26 protein-coding genes and 1 pseudogene are annotated in these 25784 nt (G+C 65.1%); 16 read left to right on the forward strand and 11 right to left on the reverse strand.

Annotated features, from left to right (window positions below; all coding sequences use genetic code 11):
* From EJ068_RS02430 to EJ068_RS02440, 3 genes are all read left to right on the forward strand, one after another.
* Window positions 1-969 carry a D-2-hydroxyacid dehydrogenase gene (locus EJ068_RS02430; protein ID WP_127250234.1) on the forward strand — a complete coding sequence of 323 codons (969 nt, stop codon included), beginning with the start codon at window positions 1-3 and terminating at the stop codon, window positions 967-969.
* Window positions 970-1044: 75 nt separating this feature from the next.
* Window positions 1045-2586 carry a trimethylamine methyltransferase family protein gene (locus EJ068_RS02435; RefSeq protein ID WP_127250235.1) on the forward strand — a complete coding sequence of 514 codons (1542 nt, stop codon included), beginning with the start codon at window positions 1045-1047 and terminating at the stop codon, window positions 2584-2586.
* Window positions 2587-2598: 12 nt separating this feature from the next.
* Window positions 2599-4089, forward strand: a complete 1491-nt coding sequence (locus tag EJ068_RS02440) for a D-aminoacylase (RefSeq protein ID WP_127250236.1) — start codon at window positions 2599-2601, stop codon at window positions 4087-4089.
* Here EJ068_RS02440 and EJ068_RS02445 read toward each other — a convergent pair.
* The 8 genes and pseudogenes from EJ068_RS02445 to EJ068_RS02475 form a co-directional block, all read right to left on the reverse strand.
* Window positions 4074-4739 carry an isochorismatase family cysteine hydrolase gene (locus tag EJ068_RS02445; RefSeq protein WP_126082262.1) on the reverse strand — a complete coding sequence of 222 codons (666 nt, stop codon included), beginning with the start codon at window positions 4737-4739 and terminating at the stop codon, window positions 4074-4076. The two genes, EJ068_RS02440 and EJ068_RS02445, sit on opposite strands and share 16 nt — an antisense overlap.
* Window positions 4736-6019 (reverse strand): Zn-dependent hydrolase, encoded by a 1284-nt coding sequence (locus EJ068_RS02450; protein WP_127250237.1) that lies wholly within the window; start codon window positions 6017-6019, stop codon window positions 4736-4738. The genes EJ068_RS02445 and EJ068_RS02450 overlap by 4 nt, the downstream gene beginning before the upstream one ends.
* Window positions 6016-7176 (reverse strand): FAD-binding oxidoreductase, encoded by a 1161-nt coding sequence (locus EJ068_RS02455; RefSeq protein WP_126082260.1) that lies wholly within the window; start codon window positions 7174-7176, stop codon window positions 6016-6018. Before EJ068_RS02455 ends, EJ068_RS02450 begins: the two co-directional genes overlap by 4 nt.
* Window positions 7177-7185: 9 nt before the next feature.
* Window positions 7186-8478 carry a Coenzyme F420 hydrogenase/dehydrogenase, beta subunit C-terminal domain gene (locus EJ068_RS02460; RefSeq protein ID WP_127250238.1) on the reverse strand — a complete coding sequence of 431 codons (1293 nt, stop codon included), beginning with the start codon at window positions 8476-8478 and terminating at the stop codon, window positions 7186-7188.
* A 6-nt stretch (window positions 8479-8484) separates the two neighbouring features.
* On the reverse strand, window positions 8485-9399 hold the full coding sequence (locus EJ068_RS02465) for a nitrilase-related carbon-nitrogen hydrolase (protein ID WP_127250239.1): 915 nt from the start codon (window positions 9397-9399) through the stop codon (window positions 8485-8487).
* Complete coding sequence (locus tag EJ068_RS33060; RefSeq protein ID WP_348639307.1) at window positions 9384-9920, reverse strand: amidohydrolase family protein; 537 nt, start codon at window positions 9918-9920, stop codon at window positions 9384-9386. The genes EJ068_RS02465 and EJ068_RS33060 overlap by 16 nt, the downstream gene beginning before the upstream one ends.
* Window positions 9921-10146: 226 nt before the next feature.
* Window positions 10147-10806, reverse strand: a pseudogene (locus tag EJ068_RS33065) (amidohydrolase family protein); the annotation flags it as partial.
* Between the two features lie 22 nt (window positions 10807-10828).
* On the reverse strand, window positions 10829-11179 hold the full coding sequence (locus tag EJ068_RS02475; protein WP_042644861.1) for a RidA family protein: 351 nt from the start codon (window positions 11177-11179) through the stop codon (window positions 10829-10831).
* A gap of 296 nt (window positions 11180-11475) precedes the next feature.
* On the opposite strand from EJ068_RS02475, the gene EJ068_RS02480 reads away from it, so the two are divergent.
* The 8 genes from EJ068_RS02480 to EJ068_RS02515 all read left to right on the forward strand — a co-directional run bounded on the left by EJ068_RS02480 (window position 11476) and on the right by EJ068_RS02515 (window position 20450).
* Entirely contained in the window at window positions 11476-12657 is a 1182-nt protein-coding gene (locus tag EJ068_RS02480; protein ID WP_245463322.1) for an MFS transporter, read from the forward strand.
* Window positions 12657-13421 carry an SDR family oxidoreductase gene (locus EJ068_RS02485; protein WP_127252276.1) on the forward strand — a complete coding sequence of 255 codons (765 nt, stop codon included), beginning with the start codon at window positions 12657-12659 and terminating at the stop codon, window positions 13419-13421. The genes EJ068_RS02480 and EJ068_RS02485 overlap by 1 nt, the downstream gene beginning before the upstream one ends.
* Window positions 13422-13445: 24 nt before the next feature.
* Window positions 13446-14468, forward strand: coding sequence for an NAD(P)-dependent oxidoreductase (locus EJ068_RS02490; protein WP_127252275.1), 1023 nt, complete (start codon window positions 13446-13448; stop codon window positions 14466-14468).
* A 27-nt stretch (window positions 14469-14495) separates the two neighbouring features.
* Window positions 14496-15428 (forward strand): allantoinase PuuE, encoded by a 933-nt coding sequence (locus tag EJ068_RS02495; RefSeq protein WP_127252274.1) that lies wholly within the window; start codon window positions 14496-14498, stop codon window positions 15426-15428.
* Entirely contained in the window at window positions 15425-16777 is a 1353-nt protein-coding gene (locus EJ068_RS02500) for a dihydroorotase family protein (RefSeq protein WP_245463323.1), read from the forward strand. Before EJ068_RS02495 ends, EJ068_RS02500 begins: the two co-directional genes overlap by 4 nt.
* Before the next feature lie 5 nt (window positions 16778-16782).
* Window positions 16783-17556 carry a glucose 1-dehydrogenase gene (locus EJ068_RS02505; protein WP_127252273.1) on the forward strand — a complete coding sequence of 258 codons (774 nt, stop codon included), beginning with the start codon at window positions 16783-16785 and terminating at the stop codon, window positions 17554-17556.
* Between the two features lie 201 nt (window positions 17557-17757).
* Complete coding sequence (locus EJ068_RS02510; protein ID WP_127252272.1) at window positions 17758-18855, forward strand: HlyD family secretion protein; 1098 nt, start codon at window positions 17758-17760, stop codon at window positions 18853-18855.
* Window positions 18852-20450: a DHA2 family efflux MFS transporter permease subunit gene (locus EJ068_RS02515; RefSeq protein WP_127252271.1), complete on the forward strand. Its 1599-nt coding sequence runs from the start codon at window positions 18852-18854 to the stop codon at window positions 20448-20450. Before EJ068_RS02510 ends, EJ068_RS02515 begins: the two co-directional genes overlap by 4 nt.
* 98 nt (window positions 20451-20548) lie before the next feature.
* Here the strand turns inward: EJ068_RS02515 and EJ068_RS02520 are convergent, their stop codons facing one another.
* The gene (locus tag EJ068_RS02520) at window positions 20549-20782 is read right to left on the reverse strand and encodes a hypothetical protein (RefSeq protein ID WP_127252270.1); all 234 of its coding nucleotides are present in this window, start codon (window positions 20780-20782) and stop codon (window positions 20549-20551) included.
* A gap of 270 nt (window positions 20783-21052) precedes the next feature.
* On the opposite strand from EJ068_RS02520, the gene EJ068_RS02525 reads away from it, so the two are divergent.
* Both EJ068_RS02525 and EJ068_RS02530 read left to right on the forward strand, forming a co-directional pair.
* Entirely contained in the window at window positions 21053-21634 is a 582-nt protein-coding gene (locus tag EJ068_RS02525) for an NAD(P)H-dependent oxidoreductase (protein WP_126082247.1), read from the forward strand.
* 216 nt (window positions 21635-21850) lie between these two features.
* Window positions 21851-22282 carry a cupin domain-containing protein gene (locus EJ068_RS02530; protein ID WP_127252269.1) on the forward strand — a complete coding sequence of 144 codons (432 nt, stop codon included), beginning with the start codon at window positions 21851-21853 and terminating at the stop codon, window positions 22280-22282.
* Between the two features lie 40 nt (window positions 22283-22322).
* Here the strand turns inward: EJ068_RS02530 and EJ068_RS02535 are convergent, their stop codons facing one another.
* Window positions 22323-22778 (reverse strand): carboxymuconolactone decarboxylase family protein, encoded by a 456-nt coding sequence (locus tag EJ068_RS02535; RefSeq protein ID WP_127252268.1) that lies wholly within the window; start codon window positions 22776-22778, stop codon window positions 22323-22325.
* 189 nt (window positions 22779-22967) lie between these two features.
* Here EJ068_RS02535 and EJ068_RS02540 point away from each other — a divergent pair, with 189 nt between their 5' ends.
* The 3 genes from EJ068_RS02540 (at window position 22968) to EJ068_RS33070 (ending at window position 24622) form a co-directional block, all read left to right on the forward strand.
* A complete protein-coding gene (locus EJ068_RS02540) occupies window positions 22968-23726 on the forward strand; it encodes a copper homeostasis protein CutC (RefSeq protein WP_127252267.1) in 759 nt (252 codons plus the stop codon).
* An 8-nt stretch (window positions 23727-23734) separates the two neighbouring features.
* On the forward strand, window positions 23735-24235 hold the full coding sequence (locus EJ068_RS02545) for a GNAT family N-acetyltransferase (protein ID WP_127252266.1): 501 nt from the start codon (window positions 23735-23737) through the stop codon (window positions 24233-24235).
* 75 nt (window positions 24236-24310) lie between these two features.
* A complete protein-coding gene (locus EJ068_RS33070) occupies window positions 24311-24622 on the forward strand; it encodes an SRPBCC family protein (RefSeq protein WP_127252265.1) in 312 nt (103 codons plus the stop codon).
* Between the two features lie 361 nt (window positions 24623-24983).
* On the opposite strand, the gene EJ068_RS02555 is transcribed toward EJ068_RS33070, so the two are convergent.
* Window positions 24984-25781, reverse strand: coding sequence for a xanthine dehydrogenase family protein subunit M (locus tag EJ068_RS02555; RefSeq protein WP_127250385.1), 798 nt, complete (start codon window positions 25779-25781; stop codon window positions 24984-24986).
* Window positions 25782-25784 lie beyond the last annotated feature (3 nt).

The raw sequence follows: 25784 nt of genomic DNA on the forward strand, positions 1-25784 counted from the left end.
ATGTCGGCGCGCCCAACAATCATCCTGCACACCGACAAGCCGGCGGGCGCACTAGCCGTGCTCGCCGAGACGCATCCGGACCTCGACGTCCGTGCCTGCGATACCTATGCCGGCCTTCCCGCTTTGATCGAACGAACCGCCGCGGAAGTGGTCTATTCGATCCGCTTCGACGGCACGCCGCGCTATCCGCGCCAAGCTCTCGTCGAGAGCCCGACGGTGAAATGGGTGTCGATCGGCGGCTCCGGCACCGATCATCTCGGGCGCTGGGATCCGGCGCATGTTATGGTCACGAATTCGGCCGGCGTCGCCGCAGGCATGCTGGCCGAATATGCGTTGGGCGCGATGCTCTCCTTCTCCCTCGACCTGCGCGGTTTCGAACGCCGGCAGCAGGCCCGCCAATGGGGCGGCGGCCGCGTCGAGCCGATCGAGGGCAAGACCCTCCTCATCATCGGCCTCGGCAAGACCGGCGAGGCCGTCGCGCGCCGCGCCCAGGCGATGGGCATGCGCACGCTGGGCGTCCGCGCACGGCCGAAACCAATGCCCTCGCTCGACGAGGTTCATGGTCCCGACGCGCTGCTGGCACTGATCGGCCGCGCCGATTTCATCGTCTGCTGCGTGCCTCTGCTGCCGACCACGCGCGGTCTGTTTGGCGAGGCCGCCTTCGCCGCGATGAAGCCGTCCGCCGTGCTCATCGACATTTCGCGCGGCGGCGTCGTCGAGGAGGCCGCGTTGTTGAGCGCGCTCGACAACAAGCGGATCAAGGGCGCGGCGCTCGACGTTTTCGCGACCGAACCGCTGCCGGCCGAGCACCCGCTCTGGGGTTACGAAAACGTCGTCATCACGCCGCATTGCGCGGCGGTCTATGACGGCTGGGACATCAAGTCGTTGCACATGTTCGCCGACAATCTGGCGCGCTACCGCAAAGGTGAGCCGCTGGAGAATGTGGTCAATCCGGAACGCGGCTATTGAAAGCAATTCCAGGAAAAGTGTGAGCGGTTTTCCGTCCGGAATTGCGAAGAAAGAGGATCGGGAGGAAATAATCCGATGTCACAGGACAGGCGCGGCGGCGGTCGCCGATCGAAGCTCGGACGCAGCGGCGGCGGCATCGCGCAACTGCCGTGGCAGAGCGTGAAAAATCCCTACCCGCCCATGCAGCTTCTCGACGAGGAGCGCATGGAGCAGTTGCACAAGACATCGATGCGCATCCTGTCGGAACTCGGCATCCGCGTCATGAGCGAAAAGGTGATGGACCTGTTCTCCAAGGCTGGCGCCACCGTCGATCGCGAGAGCAACACCATCCGCATCGACGAGAGCATCGTCGCCGAGGCGCTGCGCAACGTTCCCTCCTCCTTCACGCTGACCAGCCGCAATCCCGAAAAGCAGCTCCATTTCGGCGGCAACTCGCTGGTTTTCGGACTGGTCGCCGGTCCGCCCAATGTGCATGACCGCATCAACGGCCGGCGTCCAGGCAACCTCCCCGACTACCAAAACTTCATCCGGCTGGCGCACCACTTCAACGCCATCCACATCATCGGCAACCAGGTGGTAGCGCCGATCGAATTGCCGGCCAATTCGCGCCATCTCGACACCTACCACGCCAATCTGACGCTGAGCGACCTCTCCTTCCATTGCACCGCGATTGGCCGCGCCAGGGCGATGGACGGCATCAACATGATGGCGATCGCGCGCGGCATCTCGGTCGAGGAGATGCGCGCTTCGCCGGGCGTGACCACGATCATCTCGATCAACTCGCCACGCCTGTTCGACGACGCGATGGCCGAAGGCCTGATCGCCATGGCCGAGCATGGCCAGCCGGTGACGGTCACCCCCTTCACGCTGATGGGCGCGATGACGCCGGTGACGCTTGCCGCCGCGCTCTGCCAGCAGAATGCCGAGGCGCTGTTCGGCGTGACGCTGACGCAGCTCGTCAACCCCGGCACGCCGGTGATGTACGGCGCTTTCACCTCCAATGTCGACATGAAGTCGGGCGCGCCGGCCTTCGGCACGCCGGAAAACGCCAAGGCCAACATCATCGCCGGGCAGTTGGCGCGCCGCTACAATTTGCCCTACCGCACCTCCAACGCGAATGCCTCCAACGTCGTCGACCTGCAGGCGGCCTACGAAACTGAAATGGCGACCTGGGGCGCGGTGCTTGGCGGGGCCAATCTGATCTATCACGCCGCCGGCTGGCTGGAGGGCGGGCTGACAGCGTCCTACGAAAAGCTCGTGCTGGACGTCGAGATCCTGCAGAACATGATGGAGTTTCTGCGGCCGCTGCCGTTCCAGGAGGACGACCTCGGCTTCGAGGCGATCAAGTCGGTGCCGGCCGGCGGCCATTTCTTCGGCGCCGAGCACACCATGTCGCGCTACACCACCGCCTTCTACCAACCGATGCTCTCCAACTGGCAGAATTACGGCGCCTGGCAGGAAGCCGGCGGCAAGGACGCGCTGGAGCGGGCGACCGAGCTCTGGCAGCAGGCCTTGCACGATTACGAGGAGCCGGTGATGGACGCCGCGATCCGCGAGGAGCTCGACGCCTATGTCGCGCATCGCCGCGAGGAGATCGCGGCTAATCCGGAAGCTTAGGAAATTTATGCAATGCCTTATGATCTTGTCATCCGCCACGCGACGCTGATCGCCGGCGACGGCTCGAAACCCTTCGAGGCCGACATTGCCGTCACTGGCGACAGGATCATGGCGGTCGGTCGGCTGGACGATGCGCAGGGCGTCGAGGAGATCGACGCCAAGGGCAAGGTGGTCGCGCCAGGCTTCATCGACGTGCACACCCATGACGACGGCGCGCTGCTAGCCCCGCGCGGCATGGACCCGAAGATCAGCCAGGGCGTCACCACGGTGATTGCCGGCAATTGCGGTGTCAGCCTGGCGCCGCTGCTGCTCGACAAGACCCCACCGCCGCCCTTCACGCTGGTCGGCGGCCGCGAGAATTTCCGCTTCGACCGTTTTGCCGACTATGTCGCCGAGCTGAAGCGCCGCGGCATCGCCACCAACGCCGCCCTGCTTGTCGGCCACACCACCTTGCGCCAGCGTTGCATGCCGGTGACCGATCGTCCGGCCACCGAAGCCGAAACGGCGGCGATGCAGGAAGCGGTTGCCGAAGCGATGGCCGAAGGCGCGTTCGGCCTCAGCACCGGCCTCGACTATCCACCGGCCGTCAACTCCTCGACCGACGAGGTCAAGGCTCTGGCCGCCACGGCGGCAGGCCTGGGTGGTCCCTATGTCACCCACACGCGCAACTATTTCGAGACGATGGACGGAGCCATCGAGGAAGCGATCGACATTGCCGATCACGCCGGCGGCAAGCTCTTCATCTCGCACCACCAGTGCACCGGCCGCGCCAATTTCGGCAAGAGCCGACCCTCGCTGGAGCGCATCGACCGGGCGCGCGAGGCGATGGATATCGGCATGGACGTCTATCCCTATGCCGCGAGTTCCACGGTGCTGCGCCTGGAGCGCTGCGACACCGGGCTGAAGATCCTCATCACCTGGTCCGACCCGCATCCGGAGATGGCGAGGCGCGAGATCGCCGACATCGCGCGCGAATGGAACTGCACCGAGCGCGAGGCCGGCGAGCGTCTGCTGCCGGCCGGCGCCGTCTATTTCCAGCTGGACGAGGACGATGTGCGCAACATCATCGCGCATCCGCGCACCATGATCGGCTCGGACGGCCTGCCGCACGACATCCATCCGCATCCGCGCCTGTGGGGCACATTTCCGCGCGTGCTCGGGCACTACGCGCGTGATGTCGGCCTGTTCAGCCTGGAGGAGGCCGTATTCCGCATGACCGGGCTGCCCGCGAAGGAATTCGGCATCGCGCAACGCGGCCTGCTGGCCGAAGGCAACTTCGCCGATCTCGTCGTCTTCGATCCCGAGACGATCATCGACACCGCCACCTTCGAGGAACCGCGCCGGCCCGCCGCCGGTATCGAGCATGTCTTTGTGAACGGCGTATCGGTGTGGCGAAAAGGGAGAGCCACTGGAGCGCTGCCTGGCGCGGTTCTCAAGCCTTCGGCCTCAAAGCCGATCGTCAGAGGCGCATGCAACTCCGGCGCCGATCACAGCGCCTCGTAAATTCCATCGACCGTTTCCAGTGTGTAGGCAAATTCCACCGGCCGCGTGCAGCGCCAGCCGTCGAAGGGGTGGTCGGCCAGCGCCTTCAGCGCCTCGGGATGGCGAAGAATGCCGCCGCCATAAAGCCGGTTCGCCATGTCGAGCATGCCGGTGCGGTGCATGGCCTCCGTCATGCTGCCGCAGGCGTCCTTGACCAGCCAGACGCGAAACCCCTCGTAAACCGCGTCGAAGACGCTCGCGGTCACGCAGCTGTCGGTGAGCACGCCGGTGACGATCAGGGTCTCGATGCCAAGGGCGGCGAGCCGCTGCGAAAGATCGGTCCGCCGAAAGGCGCTTGGCCAATGCTTGTGGATGACGATGTCGCCGGGCAGCGCTGCCACCTCGGCGCAGATTTCGGCGCCGTTGCTGCCCGCCACCGCGGAGCGGAATTCCTCGGTCAGGATCTCTTCCTGCCGCGCATAGCCGTCGCGTTCCTCCGGCTTCACCCATGCCTGCGCATGGATGACGGGCACGCCCGCCGCACGGGCGGCTCCGATCAGCGCGGCGGTGTTGGCGAGCACCGCGTCATAGCCGACGACCGGCCAAGCCGCGCCGGGGCGGTATTCGTTCTGCAGGTCGATGACGAGCAAGGCGGTCTTGGCGAGGTTCATGGCTGATCCAAGGGATTGTCGAAGTCTGTGACGAAGCGGAAGAGCAGACGGATCGCCTCATCGAGGTCGGCGATCTCCATCGCTTCATGCGGGTTGTGGCTGCCGTTCTCGTTGCGCACGAAGACCATGGCGGTTGGAATACCGGCGCCGGCAAAAGTCGCCGCGTCGTGTCCCGCCCCGCTCGGCACATGCGATGCCCGCATCTGCAATTCGGTAGCGGCGCGATCCAGCTTGGCGGCCAAATCTGCCGACATCGTCGCCGGCTCCCAAGTGAAACGCTGCCCGAGTTCGAACGCTACGCCCCGCCTGGCGCTAACTTCAGCCAGAATAGTCCGAAGCCGCGCCTCGACACGTTCGAGAACCGTCGCTTCGGCGCTGCGCACATCCAGCGTGAAGCCGAGCTCGCCCAGAACCCGGCTGCCGCCATGCTGTGTCGGATCGGATTGCACACGGCCGAAGGTGATTGTCGCCTCATGGTCTTCGCGCTCCAGCGCATCCCATTCGATCTCAAGCGCGGCGACCAGATCGGCAAAGCCAAGCACGGCGTCATGCCGGGCGAAGCGCGGCTCGGCGCCGGAATGGGCATAGGCGCCAAGGCATTTGGCGTCGACATAGCGGAACCCGCCGGCAATCCCGGTGACGATGCCGACCGGCGCGCCAGCGGCGACAAGCCGCGGTCCCTGCTCGATGTGCACCTCGACGAAGGCCGCGATCCGCGCGGCATAGATCCCCGGAACCCCGCGCCGCACCGCATCGGGGTCGAACCCTTCCTCTCGCATGTGTTCGGCCAGCGTGCGGCCGCTGTCGGATCGTTTTGCTTCAAGCGCCTCCGGATCGAGCAAGCCAAGAGCCGCCTGGCTGCCCGGATAGGACAGCGGAAACCAGACGGCTTCCTCGGCGCGCGTGGCCAGCACGATGAGATCGCGCGGCAATTGGACGGCTTTCGCGACCAACTCGGCCATCACCGCCAAGCCCGCCACAACGCCGGCGGCGCCGTCGAAATTGCCGCCATGCGCCACACTGTCGAGATGCGAACCGACGACCAAAGCCGGCAGGTCCGGATCGCGGCCACTGAGCGTCAAATAGAGATTGCCGGCGGCATCGGTGCGCGCAACCGCGCCGAGCTTCTGCGCCTCCTCACGCACGAGGTTGTGGGCGAAGCGCTCGCCGGGTCCGTAGGCGATGCGCGTGATGCCCGGCGCATCGGTCGTGGCTTCAGCGAGTGTCTCCAGGATGCGCCCGGCCAGGTGACCTCCGGCCGTCAGGATGGCGCTGTTCATGAAGCAACCTTGCTGGCTTCGGGCGTGACATTGCGCAGACGGTGCGGTGTGAGATCGTCCAGCGACACGCCTTGCCTCGCGACATCGTCCGGCAGGCCGCCGCCGGCGATCAGGCTGGCGCAGACGCGCGACAGCGCCGGCGAGGTCTTGATACCGTAGCCGCCCTGCCCGACCAGCCAGACGAAATCCGGAAACTCGTCGTCAGGCCCGACCACCGGGGAGCCGTCGGCGACGAAGGTCCGCAAGCCTGCCCAGGAACGCGACACACGCTGCACCTCGATCGTCGTTGCCCGTTCGAGGCGCTCGGCGCCGATCGCCACATCGATGTCTTCGGCAAAGGCGTCCATCGGCTCCGACGGCGTGGCATCGGCCGGCGACACGAACAGCTGTCCGGCATCCGGCTTGAAATAGAACTCCGCGCCGACATCGTTGACCAGCGGCCAGTCGGCAATGTCGACACCTGAAGGTGCGGGGATGTTGAAAGCGGTGCGGCGCTTCGGCTGCAAGCCGACCGGGCGGACGCCCGCCATCGCCGCGATCTCGTCACCCCAGGCGCCGGCCGCATTGACGATCAGCGGCGCAAGGAATGCGCCCGCTTCCGTTTCGACCCGCCATTGTCCGCCTTGCCGACCGATGCCTTTGACCCCGGCCTTGGTGACGATACGCGCGCCCCGCGCCCGCGCGCCGCGCAGAAAACCCTGGTGCAAGCCGTTGACGTCAATATCCATCGAATGCGGTTCGATGTAAGCGCCGGCAAGATAATCCCGGCGCAGCACCGGAACGTGCGCGATCGCCTCATCCGGCCTCATCGCAACGATCGAGGGCACCAGCGCCTGCGCGGCCGCCAGATCCTCGCGCAACAGGTCGAGCTGGTCGGCGCGTGCCACTGTGATCATGCCGCGCTTGCTGAGCAGCGGATAATCGCAGAAGCCGGCAGGCGGCTCGGTGAGAAACGCCCGGCTGGCGAGCACGATGCGGCGGATGACGCCGTTGCCGTAATTCTCGGTGAAGCTAGCCGCCGAACGCCCCGTGGTGTGGTAACCGCAATGGCTCTCCCGCTCGAACAGCACGACCTTCCTGTCGCGCGAAATCTCGTACGCGGCGCCGGCCCCGGTCATGCCGCCGCCGATGATGATGACTTCGGTCTGCTCGCTCATCGATCCCCCCTAAACTGTTGCGCGCGCCACGGCAGGCGGCTCGCCCAGACGGCCGCGTCGGGCGCGATCGCGGGCGCCCCGCCCCTCGGCCAGATTCTCGGCAGGCGAATTCTGCGCGGCGCAATCCCGCAATGCGAGGTCGCTGACAAAAGGCACCGGCTTGCCGGCGATTGCCATGCCCTTCAGCCGCGCCCAGACGGCGCGCCGCTTGCGCACCTGATGCGACTGCAATTCGCTGATCTCGGCAATGTTGCTCTCGCGCTTGATCTCCAGCGCGCCAGCCTCGACGGCCGCGTCGAACAGCTCCAGCCCGCGCTTTGTCCGAACTATGATGCCGTTGAGCGGTTCATCCTCGACGGCTGGTCCGCCGTTCAGCCAGGCATCCGACACCGCGATATCCGACACCTGCCCGATCGCGTCGGGACAGATCTTGCAGCGCGGCTGGATCATCCACTTATCCTCGTCTTCCCAGAGCTGCCGGTAGCTGATCTTGAAGGCGCGGCCATCCTTGGTTTCGATCCGGTTGAGGCCCGGGTTTCCGTGCCCCCGGTAGCGGAAGAGAGACAACTCGTCCTCGCGAAGGCCAAAACGCTGCAGCACCTGCTCAGACTTGGTCAGGTCCGACGCGCCGCCGCAGACGAAGGCGAGCGCATAGCGCATATGCTCGTCGACGCGCGGATCGAGCCGCGCCAGGTTGCGCACGGCGGTGATGTCGCAGGGCTTGGCGATCAGCGCGAACGGCTCGCCGCGATCGAGGATGTCGTTGAAATCCACCAGCGTCGCCGCCGGCCCATAGCGGGAGCCGGCGCCTTCGAGCACCGAAGCGGCGTCGAAGCTCAGCTTGCGTTCCGTGCGCATCGGCATGGGGCGCGACGCCGCGACATGCAGCACGAATTTTACGCGCCCCGAGCTGAGCAGGAATTGGCCAAGCGCCGTCAGTGTGCCGCCGCCGGAGCCGACGAACCGGACCATAGGGTCAGCCGCGCGACCGAGTACAAGCCGTTCGACGGGTCCCCAGACCGTGTCCGCCAACGCAGCCTCGCTTATCTGCGCGGGTGGCGGACCGGCGATGCGTGTTCCCGGGCAAACAGCGTTGATCTTCGCCAATGTCGGCTTATCCAATTCCCGCAACACCACGGGCCGCTCGCGCCCTTCCGGCGTCATCACCATCTCGACGTCGCGCCCGGCCATCGACCGGCAGAGGCCGCAGCCGATGCAAAGACCGTTCTCGACAATCTCGCTCAACGTCAGCGGATCGGCCGCAAGCGGCGCCTGGCTGCAACTGGTCTCGATCAGGCCCATTCGATGTCAGACCGGATCCGAGATGCGTTTGTACTGGTCGGGGCGGCGATAGAGCGCGAAGTTGAAGTTCACTTTGCGACACGTCTCGATGAGGTCGAGATCGGCACGGTGCACGATGACCTCGTCGTCGAGCGACATGGCCTGCGCGGCAATCTCACCCGTCGGCGCGATGATGCAGGAGCCGCCGATCAGCGCCTGTCCGTCTTCCAGCCCGGCCTTGGCGGCGGCGGCGACCCAGAGCGTGTTCTGGTAGGCGCCGGCCTGCATCGGCAGATGGTTGTGGAACATTCTCAGATGCGCCAGCGCGGGGGCCTCGTCGAGTAGCAGCGGTGTGTTGTAGCCGAGCAACGCCACCTCGGCGCCGTTGAGGCACAGCATGCGATAGGTTTCGGGCCAGCGGCGGTCGTTGCAGATGGCGAGGCCGACGCGAACGCCGCGATAGTCATAGACCGGAAAGCCGAGATTGCCGGGTTCAAAGTAACGCCGTTCGAGATGCGTGGTCGTGCCTACTTCCGGCTCACTCGATCCCGGCACGTGCATCTTGCGATAGCGGCCGATGAAGGCGCCGTCCGGCCCGACAAGATCCATGGTGTTGAAATGGCGCGTGCGGCCCTCTTCCTGCGTCAGCTCGCAATAACCCAGCGCGAAACCGACCTTCAGGCGCGCGGCGGCATCGTAGAGTCGCTGCGTTTCCGGCCCCGGCATCGAGGCTTCGAAGAAAGCGTCGATTTCGGCCTGGTCGTCGATGCGCCAGCGCGGGAAGAAAGTGGTCAGCGCCATTTCGGGAAACACCGCGATCTCGGCGCCGGCGGAAGCGGCCTTTTCAAGCAGATGTACCAGGCGCCCGACCGTCTCGGCGCGCGTGGCGCTGCGCTGGATCGGTCCGGTCTGGCAAACGGCGATGGTCAGGCATCGAGCCATGGTGTCCAATCCTCGACTGGTTTTCCCGAGAGCTCGGGATCTGCGGCGTTGCGTGCCACGAAACGTCCGAACCCTGGCTCGGCCTGCAATTCGCCGTCAGCGACCACCGGCACGCCGCGCACCAGAACGGTGGTCGGCTTGCCGGTAACGCTCCTGCCCTCATAGGGCGTGAAATCGACGCGCGAATGCAACGCCTCGTGCCCGAGCGTCCAGCGCATGGTTGGATCCCACAGCGCCAGATCCGCATCGACCCCGATCGCGATGCGGCCCTTGCGATTGGCGAAACCGTAGATCGAGGCGGCATTGCGCGAGGTGAGATCCAGATAGCGTTCGAGTGTCAGCCGGCCGGTGAGCAGCCCTTCGGAAAATAGCAGCGGCAAGCGTGTTTCGATGCCAGGGATGCCGCTCAGCGTCGTGGTGAAGCCTGGCGTCTCGGAGCGGCCGATCTTGTCGGCGAAGTAATAGGGGGAATGGTCCGACGACCAGAGATCGATGCCGCCCTCGATCAGTCGCATGCTCATGGCTGCGCGGCGAGCGCGGCGGCGGTGAGAAGACGAAGCGCGCCGCGTCGACCGCCGGGCGATCGAGATCGGCGGCCCCGAGGAACAGATATTGCGGACAGGTCTCGGCGATCGCGTCGACACCACGCGCCTTCGCCCGTGCCACCTCTTCCGCCGACTGCCAGGACGACACGTGCACGATGGTCATGCGCGCGCCGGTCATCTCGGCGAAGGCCAAAGCGCGGTGCGTCGCCTCGCGCTCCATCGTCTCGCTGTGGGCGACGACATGGTAGCGGATATCGGTGCGGCCGAGATCGATGAGCCGCTGTCGCGTGCGGCGGATCGCGGCGTCGTTCTCGGCATGGACCATGACGATCCAGCCCAGCCGCCGCGCCGTATCGAGAACCTTGAAGAACAAATCGTCGTCGACGGCGAAACCCTGATAGGTCATGAACAGCTTGACCGAGGCGATGCCGCGCCCGGCAAGCGCCTCAAGCTGCGCCTCGACATCGGCGCCGGTGCCCATGGTCACCACGGCATGCAGCCCGTAGTCGATCACGGCGCGTCCCGCCGCGCGCTCCAGCGCGCGGTCGATGGCGCCGATCGTCGTCATGTCCTGTCCGGGCATGCCGAATGGCACGATGCAGGTGGTGCCGCCGAACGCCGCGGAGATCGTGCCCGACTCGAAATCGTCGGCATTGCCGGCGCCGCCCCAGACGGGCTGGTCGAGATGGCAATGCGTATCGATACCGCCGGGCATCACCCAGCGGCCGCCGGCGTCGATCGACTTCTGGCCGGATAGGCCCTTGTCAATCGCGGCGATGCGGCCGTCGTCAACGCCGATGTCGCACTCGGCCCAGCCATCGTCGAGCGCCACGCGCCCACCTTTGATCACCAGCTCATGCATTGGCGCACCCTCACCGGTCCGCTCAGCCGACGGCCGCCGTCACCATGATCTCGACGCGGTATTGGTCGCCGGCAAGCCGCGCTTCCACTGTGGCGCGCACCGGCATGGCGCTCCTGTCGATCCAGGCGTCCCAGGCGGCATTCATCAACTCGAAATCGGCAATGTCGCGGAGCCAAATCTGCGCGCTCAAGAGCTTCGACTTGTCACTGCCGGCCTTGGCCAGAAGCGCATCGATCTTGGCGAGAATCTGCTTGGTCTGGCTTGTGGTATCGCCGGACAGATCATCCGCCGTCAGGCCAGCCACATAGACGGTGCCGTTGTAGCGCAGCACCCGGCAGAAGCGCTGTCCGTTCTCCAGGCGTTCGATCGTCATATCGTTCCCTTCCGCTGTTTCTCGGATTCTGGCCTTTGCCTATGGTAAGGAGGGTGCAAAACCACTGTAAAGCCCGCAGCAAAGCCGAGATGCCGCTTTCCTTCACAGCGATGGCCAAAAAAATTTAAGCCATAGCCGCGTCAATCTTCGTTTGTGGCAACCACGGCAAAGTGTAGCTTCTGCTCGGGCTGCCGTCGGTCAACGGTCACGCCAGGGGAGCCGCCGCAGCCGCATCCATGAGGTCGATCGCTCAATCCGCGATGAGGCTTTGGCACAATGCAGAGCGCTCCCGCGCAATGCTGCCGATCATGGTCGGCGTCTGCCTGGCCTGCATCGGCAGCGCCATGTTGACCACCGCCGTGTCGCTGCATCTCGGCAAGCCCGGCATTTCTCCTCAGGTCGTGCAGATCGTGCTGACCGCGTATCCCGTGGGCTTCCTCGTCGGATGTCTGGTCACCCGCCCGGCGGTCGCGCAATACGGCCATGAGCGCACTTTTGTGGTGATCCTGGTGCTGGCGCTGCTGGCGGCGTCCGGCTTCGTGTTCACCGATTTCCTGCCGAGCTGGATCTGTTTCCGCCTGCTCGGTGGCATGGCGATGGCGTCGCTCTTCGTCGTCTGCGAAAGCTGGATCAACCTCTACGCCGAGCAGCACAATCGCGGCGCCTTGTTCTCGCTCTACATGCTGACGACGGCGATCGCGGTGCTGCTCGGGCAGTTCCTTGTCGGCTTGGTCGGCCCGCAATCGCCGCATCTTTTTCCGGTCGCGGCCGTAACGGTGCTTCTGGCGCTGGTCTCCAAATTCGTTGGCGGACGTTGGCCGGCGCTGCCTGCAACCGATCCGGGGCATGCGGGTTCAGCGAGACCGGTCAAGCGGCTTGGCCCGCTGGCGCTGTTCCGGCTGGCGCCGGTGACGGTCGTGGCCATCTTCCAGGGCGGCATCACCAACATGAACATCTTCGTGCTGACGCCGATCTACGGCACCCAGATCGGCCTGTCGGCGGCGACGACGGTCGGGCTGGTCACAACCATCAGCATCGCTGGCATGTTGGCGCAAACCCCCGTCGGCTGGCTGTCGGACCGGTTCGAACGGCGCATCATATTGCTTGTACAAGGCATCCTATCGGTAACGCTCTGCGCCGCGATCGCTTGGCTCGGCAACTCTTCGGTGCCGCTGCTCTTCGTCCTGTTCTTCGTCTATGGCTGCACGGCGCTCACCGTATATCCCGTGGCGATGGCGTTCGGCGCCTCGCAATTGCACAGCCGGCACATGGTCGGCGCTTCCGGCACGCTGCTCCTGCTCTATTCGATCGGCAATGTCGCGACGCCCGGCATTTCCGCCGGCCTGATGCAGCATATGGGCGCGCCGGCGATGTTCCTGCTGCTCGGCGGCGGCGCCGTGCTGGTGACGCTCGCCGCCTGCTACAATCTCCTGCGCCGGCCGGTCACGGCGATGCAGGCTGTCGAGGAGCGCGCCTGATGACGGATGCAGCAACGAACCGCCTCGAAGGCAGCGTCATCCTGATCGCCGGCGCTGCCAGCGGCATCGGCGCGGCGATTGCCCGGCGCTGCATCACCGAAGGCGCGAAGATCATCTGCGCTGACTACGATCTGGAGCCGGCAACAAGACTCGCTGACGCGCTCGGGCCTGCCGCCGCCGCTTGCCAGTGCGATGTAACGAACATCGACTCCGCGAAATCGGCCGTCGACTTCGCCGCGAAAAAATTCGGCCGGCTCGACGGGCTGGTGCACAACGCCGCGGCGCCTTCGACCAGCGCCACCGTCGTCGATCTCGACGAAAGCGCCTGGCGGCACGAGATCGATGTCGGCCTGACCGGCGCCTTCCTGATGAGCAAGTTCGCCGTGCCGCTGATCGCGGCCAGCGGCGGCGGCTCGGTCGTCTTCGTCGGCTCGCAATTCGGGCGCGTCGCCACCACCAGGGCGGTCGCCTATTGCGCCGCCAAGGCCGGGCTGATCCATCTCGCCAAGGCGATGGCCGTCGACCACGCGCCCGACAAGATCCGCGTCAACAGCCTGTCGCCGGGTGCCGTGGCGACGACCCGCCTGCTGCGCCGGTTTGCCGATTTCGAAGCCGCCAATGTCGGCCTCGGCCCTGCCCATCTGCTCGGCCGCATCGCCGAGCCCGACGAGATCGCCGCGGCGGCGGCCTTCCTGCTTTCCTCCGACGCATCCTTCGTCACCGGATCCGACATGCTCGTGGACGGCGGCTATGCGACGCGCTGAACCCGTGTTTTCAAAGGAGTTCCCATGACCTTGCTCGTCACCGGCGGCACCGGCTTCGTCATGAGCGTGGTCGCGCGCGCCTGGCTGGACCGCGATCCACAAGCCCGCGCCGTGATCCTCGACCGGTCCGGCCTCGACGCCGCGGCCGAAAAGCATTTCGCGCCGGTACGCGACCGGCTGACAGTGATTTCCGCCGACATTCTCGACGCGAAAGCCTGGTCAGCGACGCTCGACAGGCAAGGCATCACCGCGATCGTGCATGGCGCGACGATCACGCCGATCTCGCGCGGCAGCGCCTCGGAAGCAAAACGCCAGCCGGAGGCCGAGGACCCGGCCCGCATCGTCGATGTCAATCTCATGGGCACCGTGCGCATGCTGGACTGGGCGCGGACGAATCCCGACCTGAAGCGCTTCATCTATGTCAGCTCCGGTTCCGTCTACCGCCACAACGGCCCCGACTGGAGCGGGGAACCGCTGCCGGAAGACGGCTATGTCGCGCCGCTGACGCTTTACGGCATCTCGAAATTCGCCTCCGAGATGGTCACCAACCGCTATGCCGACCTGTTCGGCCTCTCGGCGGTCTCGGTGCGGCTTGCTTCCGTCTACGGCCCGATGGACCGCGCCACCGAGAGCCGCAACTTTCGCCATGTTCCGAACCGCGTCGCGCATATGGCCCTTGCAGGCGAAACGATCAGGCCAAACAGCCTCGAACCCGTCGGCGATTACGTGACCTCGACCGACGTTGCCGCCGCGATCCTGGCGCTGATCGATGCTCAGCACCTCAACTACCGCCACTATAATATCGGCTCCGGCTCCAGCCAGACCATCGGCGAGATCATTGGCTGGGCACGGGAGCGCGAGCCGGGACTGAAGGCCGAGGTGACGCCGGGCGAAGACGCCAATATCGTGCAGGATGTGCGGCTGAAAGGCGGCATGTGGGGCGCCTATGACATCGCCCGCATCATGCGCGACACGGAATGGCGGCCGTGCCCCGGCAAGGAAGCCTTCCACGCCTACATGGATTGGATTGCTGCCAACGAGAATTGAGCCAACGAGATCAGAGGAGACCAGCCGATGCCGACCGATCCGCAGCAAGCGCAGCAGCCGCGCGACTTTGTCGGCTACGGCCCTCACCCGCCCTTCGTCACCTGGCCGGGCGGTGCCAAGCTCGCCGTCAACCTCGTGCTCAATTACGAGGAAGGGTCGGAGTACAACTGGCTGGAAGACGGCCGCAACGACAATTGGGGCGAATACAATATCACCGGCAGCATGCCGGTGCGCGACCTCGGCACCGAGACGCATTACGAATATGGCAGCCGCGCCGGCGTCTGGCGCCTCGCCAGGCTGTTCGACCGCTACGACATTCCGGTCACCTTTTCCGCCTGCGCCGTGGCGCTGGAGCGCAATCCGCCTCTGGTCGAGTGGATGAAAGCGCGAAGGCACGACCTGATGGGCCATGGCCTGCGCTGGATCGACTACACGGTGATGGAGCGAGATGAGGAAGAACGCCATCTGCACGAGGCGATTGCTCTCTACGAAAAGCTGCTTGGGAAGCGCCCATTGGGTTGGAACTGCCGCTCGCTGCCCAGCGTCAACACCCGCGACCTGCTGGTCGAGGAAGGCGGCTTCCTCTACCACTCCGATCCCTGCAATGACGACCTGCCCTATTTCCTTGACCACCGGGACACGGAAATCCTGGTCGTCCCTTACTCCAAGGCGCTCAACGACAGCCGCTACCTTGTGGCGCCCGGCTACAGCAATCCGCGCGACTTCGCCGAGGATTGCCGCTCGGCCATCGACTATATGCTCTCCGAAGCCGACGAGACCGGCGGCCGCATGCTGACCATCGGCATCCACGCCCGCTGGACGGGCCAGCCGAACCGCGCCTCGGGCCTGCGCGAGGTCATCGAGCATGTCCAGCAAAGCGACGGCGCCGCCTTCATGCGGCGCGAGGACATCGCCCGCTTCTGGCACGCCAACCATGCCCGCTTCGAACAGCGCGGATGAGGGAGCGCAACGACTTGTTCGAGACGCTGATCCGCAGCGCAACGGTGGTCAACGCCGAGGGATTGAGCCGCTGCGATGTCGGTATCGCCGCGGGCAAGGTCGCGGCAGTCGTCGCGCCAGGCGAAGCCGCCGAAGCCGGGATCGTCATCGACGCTTCCGGCTGTTTCCTGCTGCCCGGTCTCGTGGATGCGCACGCGCATCTGCGCGACCCTGGGCTGACGCATAAGGAGGACTTTTCCTCGGGCACCCACGCGGCAGCACTCGGTGGCGTGACCACAGTGCTCGACATGCCGACCGACGAGCCTTGGACGGCCACCTCTGAGCAACTCGCTGACAAGATGGCGATGGCCGAAGGTCGCATTCATGCCGATGTGGGCCTGCAGGCCGTGCTCAGCCGCGATCTGTCGCTCGTCCCTCGCCTGCTCGACCTCGCCCCGGTCTCGTTCGAGCTCTTCACCGCCGACGTCCCGGATGCCTTCCTCTTTGCCACCCTCGACAGCGTCGCCGAGGCGCTGAAAGCGTTCGCCGGCGCCGATACGCTGATCGGCATCTCACCCGGCGACCAGTCGATCCTGGCCGGCAGCTCCGCGCGCGACCGCTCCGGCAGCATCGCCTCCTTCCTGGACAGCCGGCCGCCGCTCGCGGAAGCCAACGGCATCGCCCGGGCGCTTGTCGCCGCAGCATCGGCTGAGGCGAAGATCCATGTCCGGCAGATCAACTCCGAACTCGGCGTCGAGACCTGGAGCCGGCTGCGCGGCATGGCCGACGCAAGCGTCGAGACCACGCCACAGAATCTGTTCTTCACGGCGCAGGATTACGAGGTGCAAGGCCCCAATCTGAAGGCTTCACCACCCTTGCGCTCGCCGCACGATGTCGATGCGCTGCGCGCCGCGCTGGGTGCCGGGCTGATCGACGTCGTCGGCACCGATCATGCCCCGCACGCTCCTGCCGAGAAGGCGGCGCCCTATGCGGCTTTCGCTGACATCCCGGGCGGCATGCCGGGACTGCAGACGCTGCTTCCCACCATGCTGAGGCTGGTGGACGAAGGGCTTATCGCCTTGCCCGACCTGGTGCGTATGTGCGCCCGCAACCCGGCCGAGCGCTTCGGCCTCGGTCGGCGCAAGGGTCGCATTGCCGCCGGCTACGACGCCGATCTGCTCATCCTCGATCCGCGCCGATCCACCACCATCGCCAACGCCGATCAGGTGTCGCGAGCGGGCTATACGCCTTTCGACGGCTGGACCGTCAAAGCGCGGCTGACCAACGTCTTCCTGCGCGGCCGCGAGATCGTGCGCGACGGGCGGCTGGTCGGTCCGGCGCAAGGCAAGATCGTCACGAGGGAGAGCTGAACACCATGGCCCTGCTTGCCAACAAAACGGCCATCGTCACCGGGGCGAGTTCCGGCATCGGCCGCGCTATCGCGCTCAAATTCGCCGCCGAGGGCGCCAACGTCGTAATTGCCGATACGGTGGAGCAGCCGATCGAGGGCGGAGGGAGCACAGTCGAGTTGATCCGCTCCGCCGGCGGCAATGCCGTCCACATGAAGACCGACATCTCGGACTGGAGCGCCGTCGACGCGCTTGTCGGCGCGACGGTCGCCCAATTCGGTCGGCTGGACGTCATGGTCAACAATGCCGCGATCTACACCAGCACCAACCTGGTCGAGACCACGCCGGAACAATGGAACCGCGTCATCGGCGTCAATCTGACGGGTTTTTTCTACTGCAACAAACGCGCCGTCACGCAGATGCTCACCCAGGCGCCGGTCAACGAGGTGCGCGGCCGCATCATCAACATCTCCTCGCAGCACGGCATGGTCGCCTGTCCCGGCGACCTTGCCTATTCGGTAAGCAAGGGCGGCATCGTGCAGATGACGCGGCAGATCGCCGTCGACCATGCCGACGACCTGATCGTCTGCAACGCCATCGCGCCGGGCAAGATCATCACCGGCAAGCCGGGCGTGGCCAACGACCCCGATGCGCTCGACTATTCGCGCCGCCGTACGCCCTGGCCGCGGCTCGGGCATCCGAACGACGTGGCGGGCGCGGCGCTGTTTCTCGCCAGCGACATGGCGAGCTACGTCACCGGCATCAACCTGATGGTGGACGGCGGCTGGATGGCGGGCTGACAAGCGGGCCTCGGCGCGAAATCCCCTGACAGGAACCTTTGCGGAAAACGCTCGTTGACCCTGCTGCGAGGGGGTCAACGATATCTGGGACCCGTTGCCTTGGACGCCAAAACTGAAAGAAAAGAGCGCGAAACCGCTCCCGCCGAGAAAACGCGGGCTCGGCCCCGGGCCGAGCGACGCCCGCCGGACGACGAAAAACGCGTGGAAAACAAGCGCGGGGACGATACGCGCACACAAGACGCGCAGGGGAATGACAGTCCGTCCGACACCAACAAGCCCGGCCTCGTCAGACGCCATCCCTATATAGCGGCGATCGTCGCCATCCTCATCCTGCTGGTGATCGCGGCCGTCGTCATCTGGTGGATCAACGCGCGGCAGTATGAATGGACCGACGACGCCTTCATCGACGCCCGCACGGTGACGGTCGGCGCGGAAATTGCCGGGCGCATCACCGATGTCGCCGTCACCGACAACCAGCCGGTCGAGGCCGGCGCGGTGCTTCTGCACATCGACGACAGCGATTATCAGGCCTCCCTCAAACAGGCGGAAGCCGGCGTGGCGGCGGCGCGAGCCGAGATCGCCAATGTCCAGGCGCAGACCCAGGCGCAGAACGCCAAGATCGATGCCGCCGGCAAGCAGGTGGCGCAGGCGCAGGCGGCGCTCGAATTCGCCAAGTCCGAGGACCAGCGCAACCGCGAGCTCCTGGCCAAGGGCACGGCGACGCAGCAGCAGGCGCAGCAGGCCGCTTCGACCTTGCGCCAGGACCAGGCGGCGCTGGACGCGGCCAACGCCAATGCCGAGGCGGCGAAAAGTCAGGTGGCGGTTCTGCAGGCGCAAGGCAAGAGCGCCGAGGCCAAGCTTCGGCAGGCGGAGGCGGCCGAGAACCAGGCCAAGACCACCCTCACCCGCACGACCATCACGGCGCCCGTCGCCGGCCGTGCCACCAGCATCACTGCGGCGAAAGGCACCTATGCGCAGCCCGGCCAGGTGCTGATGATGTTCGTGCCCAACGACGTCTGGGTGAAGGCGAACTTCAAGGAGACGCAGCTCGACCTGATGCGGCCGGGCCAGCCCGTCGACATCACCATCGACGCCTATCCTGAAAAGACCTTCCATGGCCGTGTCGACAGCGTCCAGGCCGGTAGCGGCACGGCGTTCAGCCTGCTGCCTGCCGAAAACGCCACCGGCAATTTCGTCAAGGTGGTGCAACGCGTGCCGATCAAGATCGTGTTCGATCAGCGGCCCGGCGTCTATCTCGGCCCCGGCATGTCGGTGGTTCCGACGGTCAAGGTCAGATGAGCGATGCAGCTATAGTCCAGGGCAACGAAAGCCGATCCGCCGCCGGCGGGCGCAACCCCTGGCTGATCGCGATCGTCGTCTCGATCGCGACCTTCATGCTGGTGCTCGACACCTCGATCGCCAACGTCGCGCTGCGCAATATCGCCGGCAGCCTGGCCGCCGGCATGGACGAGAGCACATGGGTGATCACCACCTATCTCGTCGCCAACTCCGTCATCATTCCGGTCAGCGGCTGGCTGACCAGCATAATCGGCCGCAAGCGCTATTACATGATCTGCGTGGCGACCTTCACGCTGGCCTCGTTGCTCTGCGGGCTGGCCCCCAACCTCCCGACGCTGATCGCCTTCCGCATCCTGCAGGGGCTCGGCGGCGGCGGCATGGCGCCGAGCGAGCAATCGATCCTCGCCGATACCTTTCCGCCGGAGAAGCGGTCTCAGGCCTTTGCGCTCTACGGCATCGCGGTGATCGTCGCGCCAACGGTCGGGCCGACAATCGGCGGCTGGCTGACCGACAATTTCTCGTGGCACTGGATCTTTTTCATCAACGTGCCGTTCGGCATCATGTCGCTGGCGCTCGTGCAATGGCTGGTGATCGAGCCCGACATCCTCGAACGCGAGCGCCGGGAGCGGCTGAGCAAGGGGCTGAGGGTCGACTGGATTGGCTTCATCCTGGTCGCGATGGCGCTCGGCTGCCTCGAAGTCTTTCTCGACGAAGGCCAGCGCAACGACTGGTTCGCCTCGACCTTCATCACGACCTTCGCCGTGATCTCGGCCGTGTCGTTCCTGCTGCTGCTCCCGTGGGAGTGGACAAGGCGCGATCCGATCGTCGACATCCGCCTGCTTTTCAGCCGGCAGTTCGGCATGTCCTTCCTGGTCATGATGGCGGTGGGCGCGGTGCTCTTCAGCACCACGCAGCTTTTGCCGCAGTTGCAGCAGACGACCTTCGATTACACCGCCACGCTTTCCGGCCTGTCGATGATGCCGGGGGGCATTGCCATGCTCATGCTGATGCCGATCTCGGGCTTTGCCGCCGGCATCGTTCAGCCGCGCTATCTCATCATGTTGGGCATGTCGGTGGTCGCGGTCGCGCTCTGGCACACGACCTCGCTGACGCCCGACGCCAGCTTCAGTTTCTTCGCCTATGCCCGCGTCTATATGATGATCGGCCTGCCGTTCCTATTCATCCCGATCTCCACCGCCGCCTATGTCGGCCTGCCGCCGCAGAAGACTGACCAGGCATCGTCGCTGATCAACGTCGCGCGCAACATCGGCGGCAGCATGGGCGTGTCGCTGTCCAACACGGTGATTGCCCAGAACGCCCAATTCCACCAGTCGGTGCTGGTCGGCCACACCGCGCAATCGAGCGACACCTATCAGCAGACGCTTCGCCAGGTGACGGATCATTTCGTCGCCGAGGGTTCGCCATTGGTCGAGGCCAGGCAGCAGGCCGTCGGCTGGATCGGCCAGGAGATCGGCCGCCAGGCTTCGCTTCTCGCCTATGTCGATGTGTTCTTCTACTGCGCGATAGCCACAGCGGTGCTGGTGCCCTTCGCTTTGCTGCTCAGGCCGCCCAAATCGGCACCGGCGAAACGTTAAAGCATGTCTCCCGAAAGTGGGAACCGGTTTCGGGATAAAGACATGCGTAAAATCAAAAACCGGACGGAAAACCGCTACACAGTTTTCCCGGAATTGCTCTAGAAGCCGAACTGTTCCTTGCGCAAAGCGTCCTCGTATTTCTTCTTCAATTCCAGAACCCTGTCGCGCACCTCATCCTCCTTGAAGTGGGCCGCCTCCCATTTGTCGATCTCGGCTATCGAGTGGTTGACGGATGCGAGTTCCTCTTCCTCCCTGATCGCCGCTATCCAATCCTCCACCGCGGCCTTGTAGGCGCTCTGAAGCTGGTCGAGATCCGACACATCGGTTTGCATGGCATACTCCGTTGGATGAGCGCGCCACTTGTAACCCGGCCGGATGAACAAACTAAGACAGGCGAGCTTCGTCCTCGGTCTGCGTCCCCTCGGCAGGCTTGCGGATTCCCCTTGTTTCACCGGACTTCCGCCTTCGGCGACATAGTGGCCGAACTCAGCTCACATTCGACGATGCTGACGCGGATAGGGTGATCTCCTCAGGCACTTGCGCCAGATCAAAGAGGCGTTTTGGGAGAACGCGCTAGGATTGAATGCGTGAGGTAGGGACCAATGACCAAGCGGATCGCGATCATACAGGGTCATCCAGACCCCGGTGGGCATCGCTTGCTGCATGCGATGGCAGACGCTTATGCCGAAGCTGCGAAAGCAGCCGGGCACGAGGTTCGTCGCGTCGAAGTGGGAACGCTCGAGTTCTCGCTCATGCGTACACAAGCGGAATTCGAGACCGGGGCATTACCGCCGGCCCTCGTGCAACCGCGGGACGATATGCGCTGGGCCGAACACTGGGTTTTTCTGTTTCCACTTTGGCATGGAACCATGCCGGCACTGTTCAAAGGTTTCCTTGAACATATCTTCAGGCCCGGCTTTGCCATGGAATATGGAAAAGAAGGTTTTCCGAAACAACTGCTCGCCGGCCGTTCGGCTCGCATCGTCGTCACCATGGGCATGCCGGTCTTGCTCTATCGTTGGTACTTTGGCGCCTACGGATTGCGCGGTTTCGAGCGAAGCATGCTGAGCTTCGCGGGAATCAAACCTATTCGTGAGAGCCTGTATGGCCTCACCTTCGCCGACGAAAAGAAGCGAGTTCGCTGGATCGACGATATGCGCAAGCACGGGCAACGGGGCGACTGACAAATATCATCCCGAGGTTCAAGCCACGTCCCAGGTGGCTCGGGCGAGCTATCATTCGGCAATGGCGAATGCCCCGCAGGTTACGTGAAGCGTCCTGAGCCAGCGTTTTCCAATAGCATGTCAACGACTGGCAGCCTCGCCACCACCGATAATCGGCCCCGGCACGCTTGCGCACGCAAGATCGCGGCGCGATGCTGGCCGCAACTGGAGGAGACCATGCGAAACATCACGGCATCGGCACTGCTTTTGGCGGTGGCATTCTTCACGACCAGCGCGAACGCGCTGGACAGTTCGAACACGCCCGTTGTGGTGACACCGCTGGTGTCGAAGACAACGACCGCGTCGGGCCAGCCGATCGCGCTGCCGCAAAAGAACGTCGAGGTGCAGGTCTCGTCCTACCAGATCGCGCCGGGCGCAACGCTCCCGGTCCACAAACACCCCTTTCCGCGCTACGCCTATGTCGAGCAGGGAACGCTCAAGGTCACCAATGTCGAGACCGGCGCTGCCAACACCTTCAAATCAGGAGACTTCATCGTCGAGATGATCGGCCAATGGCACCAGGCCACCAATATCGGCACCGATCCGGTGAAGCTTCTGGTGATCGACCAGGTCGAGCAAGGCGCCAAGAACACGATCCTGAAACAGTAGCCGGCCGTGCGTCCGCTCCGAAGCGGTCGCCCGTTGTTGCTCAGCCCCAGGCGCCGACGGGCTGCCGCGTGGTGGCGTTCAGGCGGTTGAAGGCGTTGATCAGCGCGATCTGGATCACCAAAGCGGCGAGCGCCTTGTCGTCAAAGTGACGCGCCGCCTCGTCCCAGACGTCGTCGGGCACCGCGTCGGATCGATCGGCCAGGCGCGTAGCGGCTTCCGTCAGCGCAAGCGCCGCGCGTTCGGCGTCTGTGAAGTAAGGCGTCTCGCGCCATGCCGACACCGCGAAGATCCGCTCGTCCTTCTCGCCTGCCTTCTTCAGCTCGCGCGCGTGCATGTCGACGCAGACGGCGCAAGCATTGATCTGGCTGGCGCGCAGATGAACGAGCTTGCGCGTGACATAGGGCACGTCGCCGGCCTCGGTCGACTTGTCGAGCGCGAGCAGCGCCTGCAGCGCGCCGGGAATGAGCATCACCGGGTTCTTCAATCTTGCTTCCATCATCCGTCTCCTCGGGTTTCGTGCGGCCGGCAGGCCCGTACCAATCAATAACTTTCCAGTTATGAGTCATCCATAACTTTGCAGTTATACATTGTCAAGCGCCCTCCCTGGCTGGACCGATGGTTGCGGCTTTCGCGGCGGCGCGACCGGTGCTAGGGCTGCCCACCTTCTAGAAAGCATGGATGGAAGCTGGTGGCGGACACGCAAAAACCCCTGATCGAAATCTGCGTCGAAGGCATTGACGGGTTGCTCGCCGCGCAGGCCGCCGGCGCCGACCGGGTCGAGCTCTGCGCCAGCCTGATCGAAGGCGGCATCACGCCGAGCCTCGGCACGGTGCGCGACGCGCTCGAAAGCGCGACCATTCCCTTCCATGTCATCGTTCGGCCGCGCGGTGGCGATTTCCTCTACAGCGAGGCCGAATACCGCTCGATGCTGGCCGATGTCGAAGCGCTTCGCGAGCTCGGCGTTGCCGGTGTCGTCGTCGGCTGCCTGACCGCCGACGGCGCCATCGACGAGGCGCGCATGAGCGCGCTGGTTGAGGCCGCCGGCCCGCTCAACGTCACCTGCCACCGCGCCTTCGACATGACGCGTGATCCGGCTGAGGCGCTCGAGGCGCTCATCCGCTGCAAGGTCGGCCGCGTGCTGACCAGCGGACAGCGCGATACCGCGCTCGAAGGCGTCGAGCTTCTGGCCGAGCTCGTGCGTCTGGCGGGCGATCGCATCATCATCCTCGGCTGCGGCGCGCTGGCGCCCGATACGATCGGCGAGGTGCGCAAGCGGACCGGGCTGACCGAGATGCATTTTGCAGCGCTTGCGGACGTGCCCAGCGCCATGCGCTACCGCAATCCCAATGTCGGCATGGGCGGCACCGACCTCGACCGCGAATACCGCAACACGGTGACCGACCAGGACAAGGTGGCGGCGACGATCGCGGCCGCGAGAGCCTGACAGCCAAGATGGTGACCCATGAGTTGCTGCCGATCGAACGCGTCTCGCCCGCCGACGAGCCCGCCATCCTCGCGCTCAACAACGAGCATGCGGCGGAACTGTCCTGGCTCGAGCCGGAACGGCTTTCCTTCCTGCTCGGTGAGGCTTTCTACACCCGCCGCATCGGCGCGCTCGGGGCCTTCATCCTGTGCTTCGACCAGGACGCAAATTACGACAGCCCGAACTTCCTTTGGTTTCGCGAGCGCTATCCGCGCTTCGTCTATGTCGACCGAGTGGTGGTCGCCGCGGCGGCGCGCGGCCGCGGCCACGCCCGCCGCCTTTATGAGGATTTATTCGAGCAGGCCCGGCGCGCCGGCCACACGATGGTAACCTGCGAGGTCAATGCCGATCCGCCCAACCCGGCTTCCGATGCCTTCCACGCCGCGCTCGGTTTCGCCGAGGTCGGCGACGCGGTAATCCACGGCGGCAAGAAGTCGGTGCGCTATTGGGCAAAACCGATCGCCGCCTGAACACGCTTCGAACGCTGCTGGCCAGAAGAACAAGCCAAAGCTAATATAACCGCTCGGCTGCTGGGGCGCGACATCATGGCGAGCAATGTCTTCCGCTTCGACGAAAGCTGGGACATCCGTGAAGGCACACCCCAGGAAGTGTGGGATGTGCTGTCGGACGCCCAGTTGCTGCCGCTCTGGTGGGGCGATGCCTATAAGGAGGTGGAGCCGCTCGACAAGAAGGGCAAGGGCGTCGTCGGCGCCCGCGCCAGGGCACGAGCGCGCGGCGCCCTGCCCTATGAGCTGAACTTCATCATCGAGGCCGCCGAGCTCATACCCGGCCGGCTGGTGGTGGTAAAAACCTTCGACGATTTCGACGGGCTGTGGCGGGCCGAGCTGTCGCCGTGAGGGGCCGGCACGCATGTCGATCTGGTCTGGCAGGTCACGGTCGAGAGGCCGATCCTCAAATTCCTGGCGCCGCTGCTCAGGCCCGCCTTCGCCTGGAACCATCGCTGGACGACGCCGCGCGGAGAAACCGGGCTTCGCCGCTACCTCGCCGCCCGAAAGAACGGCAGGGCCTGACCTCACCAGTTGCGGTTGAGCCAGCCGCGAGCCGGTTTCTCGACGATGTAATAACTCGCCAGCGCAGTGCGGGATAACTTTGTGCAAGTGCGAAGCTGCGATTTGACCGGTGCTTCCGGTCAAGCCTTTGTTATGGCCAAGAAAAAAGGGCCGAGGTGGCCCCTTCTTTCATCCGCGGCGGGGCTGTTCAAGCGTTGGCGGCAGCCACCGCGCGCTTGGCCATCACCGCGATGAGATTGGCGCGGTACTCGGCGGAGGCATGAAGGTCGCTCATCAGCCCTTTCGCCGGCACTTTGAGGTCGTCGAGCGCGGCGGCGTCGAAGCTCTTCGCCAGGGCGGCCTCGACCTCCTTCGAGCGGAAGACGCCGTCCTCGCCGGCGCCGGTGACGGCGGCTCTCACCCCGTCCTTGCCCTTGCTCACGAACACGCCGACGATGGCGTAGCGCGAAGCCGGGTTGCGGAACTTCTGGTAGGCCGCCTTGGCCGGCGCGGTGAAGCTCACCGCGGTGACGATCTCGCCTTCCTTCAGCGCCGTCTCGAACAGGCCCTTGAAGAATTTGTCCGCCGCGATCTCGCGCTTGTTGGTGATGATCGTCGCGCTCAGCGCCAGCAAAGCCGCCGGATAGTCGGCCGCCGGGTCGTTGTTGGCGATCGAGCCGCCGATCGTGCCTTTGTAGCGCACCGCCGGATCGCCGATCAGCGATGCCATATGCGCAAGCGCCGGGCACACCTTCTTTAGCTTCTCGTCGGTTGAGACGTCGTAATGCGTCGTCGCGGCCCCGATGGTGACCGTCTTGCCGGACAACTTGACGCCCTGCAGGTCCTTCAGCCGCGAGACATCGACAAGGTCGGAAGGCGCCGCGAGCCGCGTCTTCATGGCCGGGATCAGCGTCATGCCGCCGGAGAGCAGCTTGGCGTCGCCGTTCTTCAGCAGCTTGGCGGCGTCAGCGACGGAAGAAGCGCGATGGTAATTGACCGAATACATGCT

The sequence above is a fragment of the Mesorhizobium sp. M2A.F.Ca.ET.043.02.1.1 genome (genome assembly GCF_003952405.1).
GTDB lineage: Bacteria > Pseudomonadota > Alphaproteobacteria > Rhizobiales > Rhizobiaceae > Mesorhizobium.